The sequence below is a fragment of the Bifidobacterium sp. W8104 genome (genome assembly GCF_016100735.1).
GTDB lineage: Bacteria > Actinomycetota > Actinomycetes > Actinomycetales > Bifidobacteriaceae > Bombiscardovia > Bombiscardovia choladohabitans.
Genome location: NZ_JACFRW010000001.1, coordinates 1,635,491 through 1,655,493 on the forward strand (window position 1 = coordinate 1,635,491; position 20,003 = coordinate 1,655,493).

Consider the following 20,003-nt stretch of genomic DNA (forward strand, 5'->3'; position numbering starts at 1 on the left):
GAGTGAGAGCCCGATTGGGGGATTTTGGTCTATCAGTCCAGACCCGAAAGTTGGTTGATCAGATCCGGGTCGCGGGTTGCGCCCTTGTCTGCCGAGCGGGCGAAGGCGGCGTAGGCCTTCAGCGCCAGGGAGACCTTGCGGTCCCTGTGGGCCACATAACCTTCACCGGCCTCCAGCTCTGCGCGGCGCTGGGCGAGTTCCTCATCGCTCAGCTCGACGTCTACACGCCGGTTGGGGATATCGATGCGGATCATGTCGCCGTTGCGGATCAGGGCGATTGGGCCCTTGTTGGCTGCTTCGGGAGCGATATGGCCGATGGCCAGACCAGATGAGCCGCCGGAGTAGCGGCCGTCGGTCAGCAGGGCCACGTCCTTGCCGATGCCCTTGCCCTTGACGAATGAAGTGGGGTAGAGCATCTCCTGCATGCCTGGTCCGCCCTTGGGTCCCTCGTAACGGATGACCAGGGCCTGACCCTTGTGCAGGGTGCCGTTGAGTATGACCTCCACGGCCTGTTCCTGCGATTCGACCACCAGGGCCGGTCCGCGGAAGTTCCAGATTTCCTTGGGCACGCCTGCGGTCTTGACCACGCAGCCATCGGGGGCCAGATTGCCTCGCAGTATGGCCAGGCCGCCTTCGGAGACGGCCGGGTGATCCAGGTCGTGAATGGCGCCGTTGACACGGTCGGTGTCCAGGTCCTCCCACTCCTTGGACTGGTTGAAGGGCTCGGGGGAGGTGATGTGTCCAGGAGCTGCGTGATAGAGTTCCTTAGCTTCGTCCAGGCAGGTGGGTCGCATGATGTCCCAGTCGTTGAGCTTGGACTCCAGGTCCGGGTAGTCGATGGAATGCGTGTCCTGGTGAAGGACCCCGCCACGGTCCAGCTCGCCCAGGATGCCGCAGATGCCGCCGGCCCGGTGGACGTCGGATATCTCCCAGTCTCCGGAGGGAGAAGCCTTGCAGATGCAGGGGACCGTGTGGGAGATGCGCTCGATGTCGTCCAGGGTGAAGTCCACATCCGCCGACTGTGCGGCGGCCAGGATGTGCAGGACGGTGTTGGTCGATCCGCCCATGGCCACATCCATGGTCATGGCGTTTTCGAAGGCCTTCTTGGTGGCGATGGAACGTGGCAGGACCGAGTCGTCGTCATCCTGGTAGTACCGGTTGGCGATCTCGACAACCAGCTTGCCGGCCCGCTCGAAGAGCATCTTCCGCGCTGTGTGCGAGGCCAGGGTGGTGCCGTTTCCGGGCAGGGCCAGACCCATGGCCTCGGTCAGGCAGTTCATGGAATTGGCGGTGAACATGCCAGCGCAGGAACCACAGGTTGGGCAGACCGTCTTCTCCAGGGCCAGCAGACCCGCATCATCGATGCTGTCATCCGCCGAGGCGTACATGACGTCGATCAGATCGGTGCTCTCTTGAACCGTCCCGTCGGGCATGACGGTACGTCCGGCCTCCATGGGGCCGCCGGAGACGAAGACCGTGGGGATGTTCAGACGCAGAGCGGCCATGAGCATGCCGGGGGTGATCTTGTCACAGTTGGAAATGCAGATCAGGGCATCGGCGCAGTGGGCGTTGACCGAGTACTCCACGGCATCAGCTATCAGGTCACGGCTGGGCAGAGAGTAGAGCATGCCGGTATGACCCATGGCGATGCCGTCGTCCACGGCGATGGTGTTGAACTCGCGGGGGATGCCTCCCGCTTCCTTGACGGCTTTGGAGACCAGACGCCCCACCTTGTTCAGGTGGACGTGGCCGGGCACGAATTCGGAGAAGGAATTGGCGATGGCCACGATGGGCTTGCCGAAGTCCTCACCCTTGACGCCAGCGGCACGATAGAGAGCACGGGCGCCCGCGAACTCTCGTTCCTTCATCAACTTGGCTGATCGCATCTGCATAGTTTTATTCAAGTGATCGTGGGCATCAACGGGTTGATCATGACCACATGTTGGAACTTTCGGTCTTTTCACCCTGCTTTTTCCGGCAGAGAAGCATCCGAGGCTAAAATCGAGCCCGGGCGGTAAAATCATTCAGATTGAATGAATGGTTCATCCAGTTGAATTGGAGAAACATCTTATGGCATTCGGTACCGAGCCCCATCCGCAGGGATTTGCGAATCCTCCCATCGACGATCTCATGAAGCACGCCGATTCGAAGTATGCGCTCTCTATCTTCGCGGCCAAGCGGGCCCGTCAGATCAATTCCTATTTCACACAGCTCAACGAGGGCCTGCTGCAGAACGTCGGCCCACTGGTCGAGTACCAGAACCAGGAGAAGCCCCTGTCCATCGCCTTCCGCGAAATCAACGAGGGACTGCTTGAGGAGACCCTGGGCGAGGACGATCTGAGCGAAGGCAACTGAACCTTCGACTCTCAGTGCGGGGTTCTCGGGCGGTGACGGTTTCTAGACAAAGGTGAATGAAATGACAGAGCGACGGCTGATTTCGGCTGAATCAGTGACCGAGGGCCATCCAGACAAGGTCTGCGACCAGATTTCCGATGCCATCCTGGACGATCTGATCGCCCAGGATCCGCACTCGCATGTGGCTGTGGAGACCTCGGCGGCCACGGGCCTCTTCTTCGTCTTCGGAGAGGTCTCATCCCAGGGCTATACGGACATTCAGTCCCAGGTCCGGTCGGTGCTGCGCAGGATCGGCTACACATCGTCGGAAATTGGTCTGGACGCGGATTCCTGCGGCGTGACCGTGGCTCTGAGCGAGCAGAGCAAGGAAATCAACCAGGGTGTGGAACGGCTGTCGGCCAGTCAGGAAAGTGCTGCCACCCGTGAGGAACGTTACCAGTCCCAGGGGGCCGGCGACCAGGGCGTCATGTTCGGGTACGCCTGTGATGAGACCGACACGCTCATGCCCCTGCCCATCTATCTGGCCCATCAGCTGGCCTTCCGGCTGGCACAGGTTCGCAAGGAGGGGATCATCCCCCATCTGCGGCCCGACGGCAAGACCCAGGTCACCATCGAATACGATCAGGATGACCGTCCCCGCCGGGTGGACACGGTCCTCATCTCCACTCAGCACGATCCCGAGGTGGGTCATGACTGGCTGCAGGAGCAGTTGATGGAGCATGTCATCACGCCCGTGCTGGATCGCGTCTGCGGCAAGGCCGTCGAGCACCAGGGCTACCGGGTGCTGGTCAATCCGACCGGTTCCTTTATTCTGGGCGGCCCTGCGGCTGACGCAGGACTGACCGGTCGCAAGATCATCGTGGACACCTATGGCGGTGCGGCCCATCATGGAGGCGGCGCTTTCTCCGGCAAGGATCCCAGCAAGGTCGACCGGTCCGCTGCCTACGCCGCGCGTTGGGTGGCCAAGAACATCGTGGCCGCTGGACTGGCGCACAGGGTCGAGGTCCAGGTGGCCTATGCCATTGGCGTAGCCGATCCGGTCAGCGTCAACGTGGAGACCTATGGCACCGAGCAGGGGGTCAGCCGGGAGCGGATCCAGGAGGCTGTACGCGAGGTCTTCGACCTGCGGCCTGCTGCCATCATCGACGAGCTGAATCTGTTGAGACCCATCTATGCCAAGACTGCAGCCTATGGGCACTTCGGCCGGGAGGACCCCGACTTCACCTGGGAGCAGGTGGACAAGGTGGGCGAGCTCAAGGCCGCCATCGGCATGACCAGGTAGTAGCTGTTCGTCAAGAGCCACGGTGGGTTTCCAGGTCGTCGACCGGGGAATCCGCCGTGGTTCTCTTAATTGTGAAAGCGAGGGGAGCAGCCATGGATTCGCAGGCCGTCAGTCAGCCCGCCCTGGATGGTCTTGCCCCACGCCGTCGTTCGAGCAGCAGTCGAAGGAAGCCTCCCCGCCGCCCGGCCGATGAACTTCCTGTGGCACGGGTGGTGCTGGACGTGCAGGCCACTCATCTGGGCGGGACCTTCGATTATCTGGTGGATGCCGACCAGGACGATCATGCACAGCCAGGATGCCTGGTTCGCGTCCGGTTCGGAGCGCGCAGGGTCAACGGCATCATCTGGGAACGCGTGGCAGACAGCCAGGTTCCCCGCGCCTCCCTGCGTTTCCTGGAGCGGGTGGTGCTGGATCGCAGCCTGATCTCACCTTCCCTGCGCGCGGACATCACTGCCATCGCCAGAGCCTATGGGGGCACCGAGGCCAACATTCTGCGGCTGGCCCTTCCCCCTCGTGTGGCGCGTATCGACAAGGAGCAGCAGCTGGTTCCCGGTCAGCCCCGATTGGCGTCCGACCCCGCCTGGGTGGCCGGGCTGGCCCAGCGACACAAGGATATGAAACAGCGGATTGATCCGGGCTATCAGGGGCTGGAGCATCTGGATCAATCACTGGAGGATGATGTCTTCGCCGCCTTTTTGGCTGACATTCTGCCTGGCATGGACCAGGCCGCCCTGCTGGCTGCCAGGGTGCTGATAGCCGCCCTGCTGGCCGGCCGATCGGCGGTTATGGTGTTGCCGGGCACCCGTCAGGTGGTCCACCTGTCTGCAGTCCTCCAGCAACTTGGGTTGCGCCCCTTTGGCCCTTCTGTCACCGCAGGTCCTGGCCAACAGGAGGCGCGCGGCTGGTCCGGGGATTTCGCCATTCTGGACAGCGGCATGGCTCCTGCCGAGCGCTACAGGGCCTACCTTGCCCTGGCTTCCGGTCAGGTCCGCTGCGCCATCGGGCTGCGGGCTACGATGTACGCCCCGGTGGAGGGTCCAGCCCTCTTCGCTCTGATGGACGATGCCAGCTACCAGTATGCCGACGGGATGATGCCATACGCCAACGCCCGTGGGGTGTTGAGGCTGCGGGCGCGTGCCCATGGCGGCGTCTTCCTGGCCATGGCCCGTGCCAGAAGTGTGCGTTCCCACTGGGAGAGTCTGCCCGAGGCTGCCGAAGCAGACTCTGGCGTGACCGGTCCAGGCACCGCTTTGACGCTTGACCGGCCTGCGGTGACGACCCTACAGCCTTGGATTCGCTGGCTGAACCGGGAGGAACTGAGCCATCTGGCCGACCCGACCATGGGCGCCCGGGTTCCTCATACCGCTGTCGCTGTTATCAACAAAGCCTTGGAGCGTGGCCCGGTTTTGCTGTCCATTCCTCAGGACGGCATTTTCGAGAGCCTGAGTTGCGCTCGCTGCCATCATCAGGCTCGTTGCCCGCGTTGCACCGGACCCCTGCGGGCCAGGCGGCCTGGCGCGCCGCGATGCGCCTGGTGCGGGGCTGCGGCTACGGACTGGTCCTGCCCGGATTGCGGGAGCTCACGGCTTCGGGTGGTCAGGGTAGGTGCCGCCGGGACGGCCCAGGAGCTGCGCATGCTCTTCAGAAACGTGCCCATCGTCATCTCTTCGCCCAGCCAACCCCGTGGGGTGGTCGAGCGTGTACAGGATCGTCCCTGTCTGGTCATCGCCACCCCGGGCGCCGAGCCCAGGGTGGTTGGTTCGGGCGTCGATGGCAACAATACAGACACTGGCGATTCGCATCTGCCTCGGTTGTCGCGAGGATACCGTGCCGTGGCCATTCTTGACGCTTGGACCAGCCTGTATGCCCCTGGCGTCGATGCTCGTATGGACACCCTGGGAGCCTGGATGCGCGTGGCCTCCTTCTGCCGCTCCCGGGCACAGGGAGGTCAGGTGCTCCTGCTGGGGGAGTGCGATCCTCAGCTGGCCCAGGCGCTGATGACCTGGCAGGGGCCGGTGTTGGCCGCCGCCGATTTGGAGGACCGTCGGCTGACCGCCATGCCCCCTGCGGTCGGCATGGCTGCAATCTGGGGCGAAAGGGAGGCCGTCGTCTGGATGTTGGACGCCGTCGGGATTGCGCCAGGTCAGGAGGCTGTGACGGATGCTGGTCCTGAGCCTGTTCCTGCCCTGCTTGGGCCTGTGCCCATACCGGCACCATCCACGCTGAAAGCCGGCTATCTGGAGGGAACCCAGGACAGGGTCCGAGCCCTGGTTCGGGTGCCCACCAGCCGCCGGGACAAGCTGGCTGATGATCTCAAGCAGGCTCAGGCCAAGTACGTGGCCGGCCGTGGGCGAGGAGAGCTGCGCTTCCGGATGGATCCCAAGGATCTGACCTGATTGGGGCTCCAGGCGGATATGCAGGGGGTCTATGCGACGTGGTTTCATGAGGGAACGCAGTCAAAGGTGTATAAGAACGAACTCAGGAAAGGCGGAGAGCCATGAAGGGATGGCCGGGCGAGATCCGGGTTGAGGCAGATGTGATCCAGGCTGGGCAGGAAGCAGCTCAGGCCCAGGGTCAGCCCATTGAGCAGGTCATCTTCGACTTCGGCAACGTCCTGATTCGTTGGCAGCCCGAGATGGCCATGGTGGCCCGATACGGGCGCGGGAGCATCGAAGCCCTGCTGGACGACAACCGTTCCGGCTTCTACCGGGCCAACAACATGATGGACGGCGGAGCCACCTGCGCCCAGGCCCGTGACTGGGTGGCCGCCGAATGCGGGTCACCCTGGGATGACATGTTCGCCTACTACTGTGACCACTTCGTCGATTCGCTGACCGGCCCGGTGCCCGGTGCCCGCATGCTGGTGGATGATCTGAAGGCGGCAGGCTTGGGTGTATGGGGGTTGACCAACTGGGGCACAGAGCTCTTCCATTACGCCTGGGACGGCGACTCCTTCCTGCATAGGCTGGACGGGGTGGTGGTCTCCGGGCCCATCCACATGCGCAAACCCGACCCGGCCATTTACCGCTATGCCCTGGATCAGTTCGGAATCCAGGCTGACAGGACCCTCTTTGTGGATGACAAGGGTATGAATGTAGTCGGTGCCAACAAGGCCGGCATCCGCAGCCTGCGATTCAGTGACCCCTATGGACTGCGCACCGCTCTGATCGAGGCAGGGGTGAACATTCCTCAGGTTCGGTGAAGGCGCGGAGGTCCGAAGTCGTCGGATGAAAAGGAGATTGCCTATATGGTCATGACATTGCTGTTCGCGGGCACGCCTCAGGTCGCCTTGCCATCTCTGAGATTGTTGGCGGCCGATCAGGAGCATTTCCGGGTTGCTGCCGTGCTCACCAGACCCGACGCTCCCCAGGGGCGTGGAAGGCATCTGCATCCCAGTCCGGTCAAGGCTGAGGCACTGAAGCTGGGGATTCCCGTTCTTGAAAACAACCCATCCGATCCGGATTTTCCGGCACGGCTGCAGGATACTGGTGCCAGCTGTGCAGCCGTCGTGGCCTACGGGCGGATCCTGCGTCAGCCGGTCCTGGATGCCTTTGAGGGGGGCTGGTACAACCTGCACTTTTCCCTGCTGCCGCAGTGGCGGGGGGCGGCTCCGGTACAGCGGGCCATCTGGGCCGGGGATGCCATTACCGGCGCCACGGTCTTTCGGCTGACGGCCGGTATGGATGAAGGGCCAATCCTGGCCCAATCCACCGTGGAGATCGGGCCGCACGAGACCTCGGGCGAGCTGCTGGACCGCCTGTCTGAGGACGGATCCCACCTGCTGGCTGCAAGCCTGGAGGCCCTTGCGGAAGGTCGGATTCAACCCAAGAAGCAGACCCAAGGTGCTTACCAGGTGGCTGCCAAAATCACCCACCAGGATGCCCACATGCGTTTCGATGTGCCCGTCTTCGCCCTGGACCGACAGGTCCGGGCCTGCAGCCCGGAACCGGGAGCCTGGTGTCTGTATCGGCAAGGCGATGACCCGCAGGACAGGCAGACAGGGCTGACCGTGCTCAGGGCGGCACCGGCCCGAGGGGATGAGCCCGGTCTTCCCTTGCATCTGGAGCCGGGTCGGCTGGCCATGGACCGTCGTCACCTCTGGGTAGGCACCAAGACCCTGCCCCTGGAACTTCAGATTGTCAAGGCTGCCGGCAAGCGCGCCATGAAGGCCATGGACTGGGCCCGTGGAGCTCGTTTGGAAGACGGAGCCCGCTGCAGCTGAGTCTTCCCGCCCGGCTGGCTGTCCAGGCCGAGCGGGGCTCCCAGGGCGGACGAAGGAGGGAAGTCATGCAGTCCGATGATGTTGAGCAGGCTGAATCTGCCAATGACCAGGACCAGGCCGCTGATCGGCGCAACCGGGCCCTGGCTGCGGCGCTGACCAGGGCTGCCAAGGAACTGTCCAAGGCCAAGAGCCAGTTGGCCCAGCTGGGCCAACCGCCCTTGACGGTCGCCCTTGCCCTGGGCGTGGATTCCGTCGCCTATGACAGCCAGGGGGTGCAGCAGGCCCGCCTGCTGATCCTGAACGGATCCAGACGGATGGTGGTGCCCCTGGCGCCCGATATCCACGCCGAGCGGATCAGGGCCGGCCAGGAGGTTCTGCTCAATGCCGATATGGTGGTGGTGCGTGTGGACGATCAGCCGGTGACCGGGCAGGTTCGCACGCTGCGGGAGACCTTGGAATCCGGAGCCTTGCTGGTGGAAGACCCCTCCGGGCAGACCCGCGTCGCTGCTCGTGCGGGCTCTCTGCAGGACCAGCCCATTGAGGCGGGCAGCGCCTTGCTCATGGACGAAAGCTGTTCGATGGCCCTGGCTGTTCTGCCTGAGTCGGATCGGTCCGACATGCTGCTGGAGGAGGCTCCCGACATGGACTTCTCGGATATTGGGGGTCTGGACAGGCAGATTGAGCGGATTCGTGATGCGGTCCAGCTGCCCTTCCAACATGCCGATCTGATGCGTCGTTATGGGCTTCAGGCCCCCAAGGGTGTCCTGCTCTACGGGCCGCCCGGCAACGGCAAGACCATGATCGCCAAGGCCCTGGCTCGTGCCCTGGCCCAGGAGAGCGACGGCCACGGGATCTTCCTGTCGGTAAAGGGCCCCGAGGTGCTCAACAAGTTCGTGGGGGAGTCGGAACGGCTGGTCCGCCGCCTGTTCGCCAGGGCCCGCAGCCTGGCAGGCCAGGGTGGACCGGTGGTGGTCTTCATCGACGAGATGGATGCCCTGCTGCGAACCCGGGGATCGGGCATCTCGTCGGATGTTGAGACCACTATCGTCCCCCAGTTCCTGACCGAGCTTGACGGTGTCGAGTCCCTGGACCAGGTCATGGTCATCGGTGCCTCCAACCGCATCGACATGATCGACCCGGCGGTTCTGCGCCCAGGACGGCTGGATGTCAAGATCCGCATCGACCGGCCCGACAGGACCAGGTCCGCCGCCATTCTGGGCAAATATCTGGGTTCCGATATGCCCATGGAGGATGATGCCAGTCCGGAGGAGCTGATCCAAGTATTGGTCGATGGACTCTTCGCACGGGATGGTGACCATCTGCTGGGCAAGGTCATGGATGCCACCGGCCGCTGGCAGCCCCTCTACCTGGAGTCTGCGGTCTCCGGCGCCATGCTGCACAACCTGGTTGATCGGGTCAAGACCATGGCGGTCAAGGCCTCCATCGAGCAGGGTCGACAGGTGGGTCTTGACCGTGGGTTCTGCACGAGGGCGGTCCGCGGGCAGTATGAGGACACTCTTGAGGAGCTGCGTGGCCAGGATCCGGACCGTTGGGCTGATCTGGCCGGACTGCGCCCGGGACAGGTCCAGGAGGTTCGCCCAGTCGACGGGCCAGGAGAGCGGTCATGAATGCCGGGCGGGTTATGGGCACCGAAACGGAGTATGCCATTGCCGACCCCCAGGATCCCGGCGCTGATCCGCGTACTTTGGCCCTGCGTCTGGTAAGGGCCGCTGCCCAGCCGGACTTGGCGCACATCCGCTGGGACTACGGGAATGAGGATCCGGTCAATGATGCCAGGGGAGGTCGGCTACCACGTTCAGCTGCCGCTCCGAGCATGCTCACCGATGCGCCTGGTGCCCGGCTGATCGATGTGGCAGCTCCCAATGGCGCTCGGATTTATGTGGATCATGCCCATCCCGAGTATGCCTCGGCGGAAACGGTGAATGCCTTCGATGCGCTGGTCCAGGACCGCGCGGGGGACCGGATGATGGCCCTGGCCGCAGAAAGGGCCGGAGGCCTGGCTCTTTATAAGAACAATGTGGACGGCAAGGGTGCCGCCTGGGGATCGCATGAGAACTACCTGATGGATAGGGCGGTGCCCTTCGCCAGGGTGGCGGCCCTGATGACTATTCATTTCGTCACCCGACAGATCTACACCGGTTCGGGCAGGGTGGGCCTGGGGCCCAGGAGCGAGGGGGCTGGCTTCCAGCTCAGCCAGCGCGCCGACTATCTGACCAGCCGGATTGGACTGCAGACCACCTTCGGACGACCGATCATCAATACCCGGGACGAGTCCCATGCGGGGCCGGGCAGCCGCCGTCTCCATGTGATTGTGGGCGATGCCAACCGGCTGGATGCGCCCCTTGTCCTCAAGCTGGGGACCACCGATCTGCTGCTGGCGCTCCTGGAGTCCGAGGGAGATTCGACCCGTCTGGTCGATGAACTGCTGGATCGCTGGACGCTGGATGATCCGGTGTCGGCCCTGCACACGGTTTCCCGTGATGTCACCCTGACCAAGCCTTTGGCCTTGGCAAACGGAGGATTCGCCGATGCGCTGACCATTCAAGGGGCCTTGCTGGATGCGGTCCGACAGGTCAGAAGGGATGCCGACCGGCCAGGTTGTGCCGACGACCGGGTTCTGAACCTCTGGGGCCAGGCGCTCGAGGATCTGGCTCTGGTTCGTTCGTGCGACGACGAGGGCCGTCTGGCCATGCATGACCAGGCAGGCAGGTTGGAATGGCTGCTCAAGTGGCAGCTCTTGGAGCGTCTGCGTCGCCGTCGGTCCCTATCCGACTGGTCGGATCCCCATCTGGCGGCCCTGGATCTGGCCTGGGCACGGGTGGATCCCGGCCGTGACCTGCCCTGGCGACTCAGAGGATCCGTTCTGCAACTGGCCAATCGCGACCAGATCACCAGGGCCATGGACCAGGGTCCGGAGCAGACCCGGGCCTGGTGCCGTTCCCAGCTGCTCCACCGTTGCCCTGATGTGGTCAGGGCAGTCTCCTGGAGTCGTGTCATTCTTGACGAGCAGGGACCGGAGGGGGAGTCTAGGACCAGGGTCGTGGACCTGTCCGATCCGTTGGGTCACACACGGTCTTCCTGCCGGGATGGCCGCGACATATACTGCTCATAGCGCAGAAAATAGTCCGATATCAGACCGGACGACCACCGGTGGACCACGGTCGGCAATGCCTCGACCACCCGTTTGAAAGAGAAGAGAAGTATGGAATTGCGCGATTTGGCCATGCAGGCCGCCACCATCGCTGTGGAGGCCGGCCGTCATGCCCTCCAGGACCAGATCAATCCCCACGATCCCCGCTCCACATCAGCCATTGGCCAGGGCACCCAGTTCTCTCCGGGCATTGACACGCGTCTGATCCGTTACTGCCGGACCAAGATCGCCGCCCTGGACCCCATGGATGGCTTCTGGGAGGAGGAGGCCGGCAACCGCCGTCCGGGCGGCCGCTACTGGTGCCTGGGCCACATCGACGGTCCGGTCAACTACGTACGCAACATGGCCGAATGGACGCTGACCATCTCCCTGTTCGCCGTGGATGAGAAGGGCCACGCCTCACCGGTCCTGGGTATCGTGCATGCCCCGGTCCTGGGCCTGACCTATCTGGCAGCCAAGGGCCAGGGCGCCATCAGGATCCGACGAACCATCGTGGGCGACAAGCGGGAGAAGATCATCCCCTCCACTATGACCACCCTGACCGGATCAGTGATCAGCTTCGGCATGTCGTACTTCCCCAACGAGTCCGAAAAGGTCCTGCAGATCGTCTCGCGCATGGCCGGCAAGCCTGCCGACATCAAGCGCGTCGGTCCTGTCTCGCTGGATCTGTGCCGGGTGGCGGACGGAAGCTACGACGCCTATTTCGAGCCGGCCCTGCACTCCTGGGACATCCCTGCTGTCTCTGCGGCGGCTGTCGTGGTCCGGGAGGCCAAGGGCACTCTCTGGCGCTGGGACGGCGGACATGTGCGCTGGGAGGGCAGCAACGACGTGGTGGCCACCAACGGACTCATCGCGGAGGATTTGAACACGTATCTGAGCGGGCGCTGATACGCGCCGGGAAGGAGAGTGACCATGGCTGAGGCATCCCAGCAGGGGCGGCGCATGGCAGCCGGGCAGCAGCAGGAGCAGGAAGAGGATCTGCCGCAGACCGGTGCACAGGAACAGGGCCAGACGGCTGGATCCGACCTGGATGCCGTCCTGGATGACATCGAGACCACCCTGGAGACCAACGCCAAGGAGTATGTGCAGGGCTTCGTCCAGAAGGGCGGTCAGTGATCCATGGCGGAAGGGCAGGGGCAGGGGACTGACTCGGACTTTCACAGGATATTCGGCATCGAGACCGAGTATGGACTGAGCCTGACCGGTGCCAGTGCCCCCTACGCCGCCGGCAGGGTGGCTATGGCCATGTTCCGCCCTCTCATTGATAAGCACGGATCAACCAACATCTATCTACCCAATGGTGCCCGGCTCTACCTGGACGTGGGCTCCCACCCGGAGTATGCCACAGCGGAGGCCCGTGATCCGCTGACAGCCCTGACCCAGGTGCTGGCCGGGGAGCGGATCATGGCCGACCTTGCAGATCGCGCCCGGAATCGTCTGGCGGAGGACCTGCGCAGGCCCGTCAAGGTTCACGTCTTCGCCAACAATGTGGATGCCCAAGGCCATGCCTTCGGCTGCCATGAGAATTACCTGCTGGACCGGCGAGTCCCCTTGGACATGGTCGGAGCCTGCCTGGTCCCTTTCTTGGTCACCCGGCAGCTGATCACCGGGGCGGGTCGTCTGAGTCCCGATGGGTTCCAGCTCAGCCAGCGGGCCGACTTTCTGGATGAGGCGGTCTCCTCGGCCACCACCCGTGCCCGTCCCATGGTCAACACCCGTGACGAGCCTCTGGCTGATCCCGAGCGATGGCGTCGTCTGCATGTGATCGTAGGGGATACCAACCGGTCGCCGCTGGCCACTTGGTTCAAGATGGCTAGCACCCACCTTGTCCTCAATCTGATCGAGCAAGCCTGCCGTCGGGGCAGACGGCCAGACCTGGTCGACTGCGCCCTGGCTGACCCCGGTGCAGCCGTCCGAGTCGTCAGTCGGGATCGGACCGGCCGGGTCACTCTGGAACTGCAGGATTCCACAAAGACCGGTGGCATCAGTGCTCTGGGTCTGCAAGAGGCCTATTGGTCGGCCTGCAAGGCCTTGGTCGACCAACAGGAGGATATAGGTATCGACCGGTCCCAGGCTCTGCGTGCCCTGCGACTTTGGAGGTCGGCCTTGGATGCGCTGGACGAGGGACGTTGGCAGGATCTGGCTGACTGGGTGGACTGGGCTGCCAAGCTGCGCCTTCTCCAGGGCCTGAGTCGACGAGGCGCCGGAAGGGTTCTGGAAGAGGCGCTGGACCTGGACTATCACGATCTGAGCGCGGGAAGGTCCTTCCCCGGCCTGGTCAGGTATGGGCTCATGCGCTCGCCGGTCGACGACTCCGAGGTGCAGCGCGCCATGGACCAGCCTCCGGAGGATACCCGGGCCCGTCTGCGTGGCGACTTCGTCCGTATGGCGGACCGGGGAACGCGCGCATGGTCATGTGATTGGAGCCACCTGGTCCTGGGCGGTTCTCACCGAGTCGAGGTGGCCTTGCCCGATCCCTTCGACCATCTGGGGCCACCCCGATACCACTCCCTGATGGACTTCCTGAGGGGTGCCGGAAAGCCGAGTGCCTAGGGTCCGGTTTGCACTGCTGATCATCCGTCAGATCTTACTGTAAAAGGAAGGGCCCCGACATCCTTGGATGGATGCCGGGGCCCTTGCAGAAAGGCTGGTTTCACTTCTTGTTGGTGACGGCCTTCTTCAGCAGCGAGCCGGCAGAGATGCGCACGCCATAGCTGGCCGGAATCTTGATGGTCTCACCGGTGCGGGGGTTGCGTCCGGTACGGGCGGCACGCTTGACACGCTCGGCCGAGAACAGACCGGTCAGCTTCAGACCCTCACCGGACTTCATGGCCTCGACGAAGACATCCTGGAAGGCGTTGACAGCAGCTTCCGCCTGAGCCTTGGTCAGGTTGGACTTCTGTGCAATCTTCGAAACGAGATCAGACTTGTTGTATGCCATAGAACATCCTTCTTTCGGGGGCCTCCCACTGCTTGATTTGGGGAAAGCCCAACGGTCAATGACTGATATTAGCGCAGATTAGGCCCAAACACCGCATTTTCCGGGGGTTTTCGACATTTCACCACGCGTTTTTTGAGGCCGTCGGGATTGGGACTGCCCGAAGGTTCCTCAGATGCGATTATGGCTGCTCAGCCAACGCATGGCCAGGGCTCCCAGGGGGATGCGTAGCCAGTAGGTGGCCACCCGGAAGACCAGAGTGGCCGATATGGCCACGCCCGAGGGAACACCTGCCAGGCGGAAGGCGGAGAAGAGCACTGCCTCTATGGCCCCCAGACCGCCGGGGGTGGGGACGGCCGAGCCTAGCGTGTTGGCCAGGAGGAAGACGAAGGTGGTCTCGAACACGTTGGTCCTGCATCCGAAGGCCATCAGGGCGGCCCAGAAACTCATGCCCAGGGCGGCTGACTGCAGCACGGCCCCAAGCACGGCCACCACCAGCTGCCTGGGCTGGGTCAGAATCTCCACAAGGTGGCGGGCGTAGGAGGCCACGATGGGCATCAGCCGTTCCATGACCAGCCGCCGCGTGTATGGGATGGCCATGATCAGGGCCGCGATGATGGCCACCGTCCCGATGACGATGACCAGGGTGTTGGTGGGGATCATCCCGGATAGGGTGTTGCGCCCTGTGAACAGCCCGATGACGATCAGCAGACAGAAGGTGGTTGCGAACTGGACCGCCACCACGGCGCTCATGATGGCCGTGGCCATGGTGTTGTCGTAACCGTCCCGCCGCAGGAACTGCAGGTTGACGAAGGCCGGCCCCACCCCGGCGGGCATGGAGACCGAGGTGAACGAGGAGGCGACCTGGGACAGGAAGATGCCCTTGAAGTCGCGTTTGGCCGGGTCGATGAAGACTCCCAGGGTGATGGCGCAGCCCACCCAGGACAGTGACCCCAGCAGGAAGGAGAGTCCGGCCATCCAAGGGTTGGCGTTGCGGACGGCGCTGATGACCTGGGGCAGGTTGAACTGGGTGATGATGACCGCCACAGCCACCACCAAGAGGGCCAGTGCCACGAAGCTACGCAGGCTGAAGCGGGAAAGGGTCACCTGGCCGGTCTCCGCCACCGACTCAGGTGGAGCCAGGGCCCGCAGCTGTTTGCGAAGGTCTGTCAGAATCTGCCGATCCCAGCCGGGCAGGGACTGGGTCTGTGAGGGAATGGCCACCATCTGGCAGAAGGGCGACAGTCCGGCCAGGGTCTTGACCCCCCAGGAGGCACGGGCGGCCTCGATGGCTTGGTCCACGCCGATCATCGTGGCAACCAGGGCCAGAAGCTGGATGCGGTCCAGGGCGATGTTGGCTTGGGAGCTGGCGCTGTCGCCGTTCTCCCAGCCGGCGATGACCATGGAGCCCGACTGGTCCATGGCCAGAGTCTCCGGGCGGATGCGGCGGTGTGTAAAGCCGCGATCGTTGGCCCGGCGGAGGTAGTCCATCAGCTGCTTGGCCCTGTCCGTGTCCAGGCTTCCAGGCTCCAGGAGCCGAAGGTGGACGTCATCCTCCAGGACCAGAATTGAGGATTCCGCGCTCTCCGCCAGGCCATAGGGGTGCAGGGAGGTCAGCCCCAGGTCCCGCAGTTCAGTCAGCATGGCCATGTGGTGCTGCATGGAGTTTCTGACCGACCGGTCCCGGCGCATGGAGACTCCGGACAGTTTGATCCACTGCCAGAGCTGCATCAGATAGCCCATGGTGTGCAACTGGCCGTCCATGACCGACACCGTGTAGGTGTGGCCATCCCTGTCCTGGGCTCTGTAGATGCGGGAGGCCTCGATAAGGTCGTCGGCGAGGGCAGGCAGGGGCTGGCCATCGGCATCCAGACTTGGATCCTGACGTTCCAGACTGGCGGTTTGGATGCCGATGGATGCTATGGCCTGTACCACTCCCTGTCCCCAGGCACCCTTGTTCTGCGTGCCCGCCAGGTATCGGACGACCATGCCCATGATCCGTCCCAGAATCAGCGAAACCAGAACCCCGCTGGCCGAGTTGGAGGATATGGCGACCATGATGACGGCCACAATATATAGGGCGTTCCATCCCCACTTGACCGAGCTGCGCAAGCGACGGGGTCCTGCTGCGCTCAGGAAGGCAGCCAGACCGGCATAGAAGTCGGGAAGCAGGACGGGTGACCCTATGGCGTTCTGGGAGCTGAATGAGGCAATCAAGGTCGGGTTGCCCGCCTTCAGGATCAGGTTGGAGGTCAGCATGACCAGCCCGAACCCTAGGAACATGGCCAGGGGGGCGGTGATGGCCTGGATCCATTCCCTGTTGACCAGCAGGTGGACAATCACGGTCAGGACCACGGTCACGGTCACTGCCTGCTGGAGGAAGGCGGTAGGTACGTCCATGAGCCAGTCCATGGCATTGCCGGCCTGGCGCATGTCCGATTCGACCCCGGCCGCTATGCCCTTCAGATAGACAGCCGCCAGGGTGACCAGGATTCCCAGGATCAGAGCAGCCAGGGCTCGCAGCAGATCCTCGGCATCGTGGACCCGTTGGGGCGGGGTGTCCCGGATGACGACCTGATCCGCCTTGACGGGATCGGCGGAATCGGTGTCCTCGGGGGTTATGGTCGACTGGGACGGGGTCATGGTCAGTCGCGATCGAAGTCCACCAAGGTTCCGGCTGCGCCTGTGTAGGTTGCCGGCGTCAAGGCCTTGAGCCGACTGGCCGTGTCCCGGTCCAAATCCAAGCCATCGATGAAGTGCTCGACATCCTCCCGTCCGATTCTCTTGCCCCGCATCAGCTCCTTGACCTGCTCATAGGGATGATCCATGCCTGAACGTCCCGCCAGTCCAGCGGCCCGCATGGCCGTCTGTATAGGCTCGCCCAGGACCTCCCAGTTGCTGTCCAGCTCGCGGGCCATCAGTGCCTTGTCCGGGTGGATGGTCTGCAGTCCACCGTCCAGGTTGTCCAGAGCCAGCAGGCTGTATCCCAGGGCCGAACCGATGTTGCGCTGGGTGGTGGAGTCGGTCAGGTCCCGCTGCCAACGGGTTTCGGTCAGGGTGGTGGCCAGGGTGTCCAGCAGGGCTCCTGAGATCTCCAGATTGGCTTCGGCGTTCTCGAATCGTATGGGGTTGACCTTGTGGGGCATGGTGCTGGATCCTGTCGCGCCTTTGACGGGTTCCTGGGCAAAGACGCCGCGGGATATGTACATCCAGACATCCACGGACAGGTTGTGCAGGATCCGGCCCAGGTGGGCGATGTTGCTGAAGAGCTCGGCCTGCCAGTCGTGCGACTCGATCTGGGTCGTCAGCGGGTTCCAGACCAGACCCATCCGCTCCACGATGAAGGTCCGCGTCAGATCAATCCAATCCACCTGCGGCAGGGCGGCAAGATGGGCGCCAAAGGTTCCGGTGGCGCCATTCATCTTGCCCATGTAGTCCTGATTGTGGATTCGGTCCAGCTGCCGGTGCAGCCGATGGACGTAGACCGCCATCTCCTTGCCCAGGGTGGTGGGTGTGGCCGGCTGGCCGTGGGTCAGAGCGAGCATGGGCAGATCCCGGTACTGCTCCGCCATGGTTGCCAGATGCTTCTCGATCCGGGTGGCCTTGGGGAGCCAGACCTGCTCGACCCCGCCTCGGATGCAGCGGGCATAGGCCAGGTTGTTGATGTCCTCGCTGGTACAGGCGAAGTGGACCAGGGGTGTCAGCCTAGGGAGTTGGGACTCGGGGCCAAGGGCTGTGGCTGCAGCCTCCAGGCGGCGGTCGATGTAATATTCCACAGCTTTGACATCGTGGTGGGTCTGGGCTTCGATGCCTGCCAGTTCGGTGATGCCGTCGGCGTCGAAATCCTCGGGTATGGCGCGCAGGTAGGCCTGTTCTGCCTCGGTCAGAGGCTCTACGCCCGGCAGGACCGGTTGCTGGCCGTTGCCCTGGTAGCCGTTGGCCAGCATGATCATCCACTCGACCTCGACCAGCATGCGCTCGCGGTTCAGGGCAGGCTCGCTCAGATAATCCACCAGATCGGCGGTCTGTCTGCGGTAACGTCCGTCCAGGGGATTGAGGGGGATGACTGGGGTGATTCGGCTCAGGTTCATGCTTCCAGCCTAGACGACCGGGTCAACCAGCAGGAAGCGGCATGGGTGCTCCTGGGGGGCCGCGTGTCCCGCTCACCGTCGTAGCCTGCCACGGTAGTAGCGGGTCTCCTGCAGATCGCCCTCGATGGCATGGGCGAAGTGGTCGTCCTGACGTCGTACTGCTGGTGAGTTCTGATCTCGGGCATCAGCCCAGGCCGCCTGCTGGTAGGCCATGCCGTGGGTGGATTCCTTGCCGGGTCCGGCAGTGGTCACTGTCCGACCGGTCTGTGTCCCGCCTGGAGGAGGAGGCCCGCCCGCTCGTCCCCTGACTGTCAGCTGATTGGGTCGGGAGGGGTTGTCAGCCCCATCAAGGCTGGAGACCAGCTCTTCGCGCATCTCCACGCTGGTCACCCAGGTGTCGGACTTTATTTTGCGATGGGCGATGGGCGAGCCGACGGTCACGATGTGATCGAAGCTGTAGCGGTCCGAAAGATCCGAAGCCATGGTGGCGGCCACAATCCCACCCTGGGAATGGCCCACCAGGCTGACCGGATCGTCCGGGCGCACCCCTGCATCCTGCATGGCCTGGTCCACTAGACGCAGGGAGGCCGCCCTGTCGCGCACTGATGCCTTGTCACTCATGAGCTGGATGTTCTGGGCCCAACCGATCGGGGAGTCCAGATGGGAGCTGGTGCCGGGTATGTAGACCAGCCAGTGGTCTTTGCCGTCGACCTCCCGATAACGCTGTACGGCGACTGTGGCGTAGGGAATGCCGTCCCGACAGGATCCCAGGGTCTCCAGGTTGTGCAGAGCACCGGCGATGTTATGGGCCTCGCCCAATCCTTCGCCTTGCGGATGAACGGGCTCCATAGCTATTCGGTCACCCTGGAAATGAGCGAGTATCAATGGCATCAGCAGGCCGGGGCCGGTGACCAATCCGCCAATGGGATCATGACGGTCCGAGGACGGGCCAGATGCGACCGCGGTCAGCAGGGGCTGTTGGATGCTGGCCGTGGTTTCCAGAATTTCCTGGAATTGCGATGCATCCAGGTGGCCGGTCAGTTTGGCTACTCCCAGGCCCAAACCGATGGATCCCAGCATGAACGGGGCAATAGGCTGAAAGACGGTCAGGGCCTTGGAGGTCAGGGAGCTCATCAGCCGGTCCATGAACGATTCAGCTTGCGAGTAGAGCCCATAGGCCTTGGTCAGTCGGTCGGCCACAGACTGGAGCCGGGTGCGCAGATCTTCGCATGCCTGGGCCTGGTCACTGCAGAAGGACACCATCCGATCCATTGGCAGATGGGCATGACCCGGCGGCGGCACGGCAGCCTGGGTGCAGGGGAGGGCAGGCAGCCCCGGCATGATTCTGCAGATGGCCTGATTAGTCAGAACCCACTGGGACTGCATGGTGGCCAAGGCACCACATGCTTGGTTGAGCCTGTCCGCCATGCCGGTCAGGTGGTCCAGCTCGGTGCGCGTATAGCCGTTGGCGTCGGGGGCGGCGGTGATGGTTCGCTTCATGGCCGGATCTCTTGATCGATCAGGTTCAGGGTGCGGCCTGCCTGGATGCGCTGATCCTGGCAGACGGCATCCATGGCCCGCACCTGGGCCTTATAGGCCTCAGCAGCCCGGCCTTCCCAGTCGACCCTCAGAGCTTGGTCGGCTAATTCACTCAGATGGACCAGAGTGGTTCGCGACTGCCGTGCCATATCGAACAGCATGGCCCGGCAGCGGGCCGCTCTCGCATGACAGGGGCAGGTTTGGGCCTCTTCCGGATCAGTCAGGAAGGATTGCTGTTCGAGGAAGGGACCCAGGGTGGGTAGTGACGAGGATGACCTATACATGTCTCTACTACAACATTGCAATCATCTTGAAATGATCCCCGTAGGGCCATGTGGTCGAATGAGGTCCGGTTCATCTGGCTGTGGACGGATTTACCGCTAATTCTGTCGGTCTGATAGTCA

At 63.5% G+C, this 20,003-nt stretch carries 16 protein-coding genes; 10 read left to right on the top strand and 6 right to left on the bottom strand.

The features are described 5' to 3' along the window. Positions 1-32: 32 nt before the first annotated feature. The gene (gene ilvD / locus H3U89_RS06460) at positions 33-1,892 is read right to left on the bottom strand and encodes a dihydroxy-acid dehydratase (protein WP_045935555.1); all 1,860 of its coding nucleotides are present in this window, start codon (positions 1,890-1,892) and stop codon (positions 33-35) included. Between the two features lie 178 nt (positions 1,893-2,070). Between ilvD and rpoZ the strand changes: the two genes are divergently transcribed. The 10 genes from rpoZ to H3U89_RS06510 all read left to right on the top strand — a co-directional run bounded on the left by rpoZ (position 2,071) and on the right by H3U89_RS06510 (position 13,584). After that, entirely contained in the window at positions 2,071-2,355 is a 285-nt protein-coding gene (gene rpoZ / locus H3U89_RS06465; protein ID WP_015022131.1) for a DNA-directed RNA polymerase subunit omega, read from the top strand. Between the two features lie 61 nt (positions 2,356-2,416). Further along, positions 2,417-3,637 carry a methionine adenosyltransferase gene (gene metK / locus H3U89_RS06470; protein WP_198180091.1) on the top strand — a complete coding sequence of 407 codons (1,221 nt, stop codon included), beginning with the start codon at positions 2,417-2,419 and terminating at the stop codon, positions 3,635-3,637. 92 nt (positions 3,638-3,729) lie between these two features. Then, on the top strand, positions 3,730-6,033 hold the full coding sequence (locus H3U89_RS06475) for a primosomal protein N' (RefSeq protein ID WP_198180089.1): 2,304 nt from the start codon (positions 3,730-3,732) through the stop codon (positions 6,031-6,033). A 101-nt stretch (positions 6,034-6,134) separates the two neighbouring features. After that, positions 6,135-6,839, top strand: coding sequence for an HAD family hydrolase (locus tag H3U89_RS06480; protein WP_198180087.1), 705 nt, complete (start codon positions 6,135-6,137; stop codon positions 6,837-6,839). Between the two features lie 45 nt (positions 6,840-6,884). Further along, positions 6,885-7,859, top strand: a complete 975-nt coding sequence (fmt, locus tag H3U89_RS06485; protein WP_198180086.1) for a methionyl-tRNA formyltransferase — start codon at positions 6,885-6,887, stop codon at positions 7,857-7,859. A gap of 65 nt (positions 7,860-7,924) precedes the next feature. Next, on the top strand, positions 7,925-9,487 hold the full coding sequence (arc, locus tag H3U89_RS06490) for a proteasome ATPase (protein WP_198180084.1): 1,563 nt from the start codon (positions 7,925-7,927) through the stop codon (positions 9,485-9,487). Further along, the gene (gene dop / locus H3U89_RS06495) at positions 9,484-10,992 is read left to right on the top strand and encodes a depupylase/deamidase Dop (protein WP_198180075.1); all 1,509 of its coding nucleotides are present in this window, start codon (positions 9,484-9,486) and stop codon (positions 10,990-10,992) included. The genes arc and dop overlap by 4 nt, the downstream gene beginning before the upstream one ends. A gap of 90 nt (positions 10,993-11,082) precedes the next feature. Continuing rightward, positions 11,083-11,919, top strand: a complete 837-nt coding sequence (locus tag H3U89_RS06500; protein WP_045935548.1) for an inositol monophosphatase family protein — start codon at positions 11,083-11,085, stop codon at positions 11,917-11,919. A gap of 24 nt (positions 11,920-11,943) precedes the next feature. Further along, positions 11,944-12,147, top strand: a complete 204-nt coding sequence (locus H3U89_RS06505; RefSeq protein ID WP_198177487.1) for a ubiquitin-like protein Pup — start codon at positions 11,944-11,946, stop codon at positions 12,145-12,147. 3 nt (positions 12,148-12,150) lie between these two features. Next, positions 12,151-13,584 (top strand): proteasome accessory factor PafA2 family protein, encoded by a 1,434-nt coding sequence (locus H3U89_RS06510; protein ID WP_198180065.1) that lies wholly within the window; start codon positions 12,151-12,153, stop codon positions 13,582-13,584. A 100-nt stretch (positions 13,585-13,684) separates the two neighbouring features. On the opposite strand, the gene H3U89_RS06515 is transcribed toward H3U89_RS06510, so the two are convergent. From H3U89_RS06515 to H3U89_RS06535, 5 genes are all read right to left on the bottom strand, one after another. Continuing rightward, positions 13,685-13,972, bottom strand: coding sequence for an HU family DNA-binding protein (locus tag H3U89_RS06515; RefSeq protein ID WP_015022121.1), 288 nt, complete (start codon positions 13,970-13,972; stop codon positions 13,685-13,687). 168 nt (positions 13,973-14,140) lie between these two features. Continuing rightward, entirely contained in the window at positions 14,141-16,612 is a 2,472-nt protein-coding gene (locus tag H3U89_RS06520) for a lysylphosphatidylglycerol synthase transmembrane domain-containing protein (RefSeq protein WP_198180063.1), read from the bottom strand. 2 nt (positions 16,613-16,614) lie between these two features. Then, positions 16,615-18,060: an adenylosuccinate lyase gene (gene purB / locus H3U89_RS06525; protein ID WP_198180061.1), complete on the bottom strand. Its 1,446-nt coding sequence runs from the start codon at positions 18,058-18,060 to the stop codon at positions 16,615-16,617. Between the two features lie 72 nt (positions 18,061-18,132). After that, positions 18,133-19,560, bottom strand: coding sequence for a PGAP1-like alpha/beta domain-containing protein (locus tag H3U89_RS06530; protein ID WP_198180059.1), 1,428 nt, complete (start codon positions 19,558-19,560; stop codon positions 18,133-18,135). Beyond that, on the bottom strand, positions 19,557-19,883 hold the full coding sequence (locus H3U89_RS06535) for a hypothetical protein (protein ID WP_198180057.1): 327 nt from the start codon (positions 19,881-19,883) through the stop codon (positions 19,557-19,559). The genes H3U89_RS06530 and H3U89_RS06535 overlap by 4 nt, the downstream gene beginning before the upstream one ends. Positions 19,884-20,003: the final 120 nt, after the last annotated feature.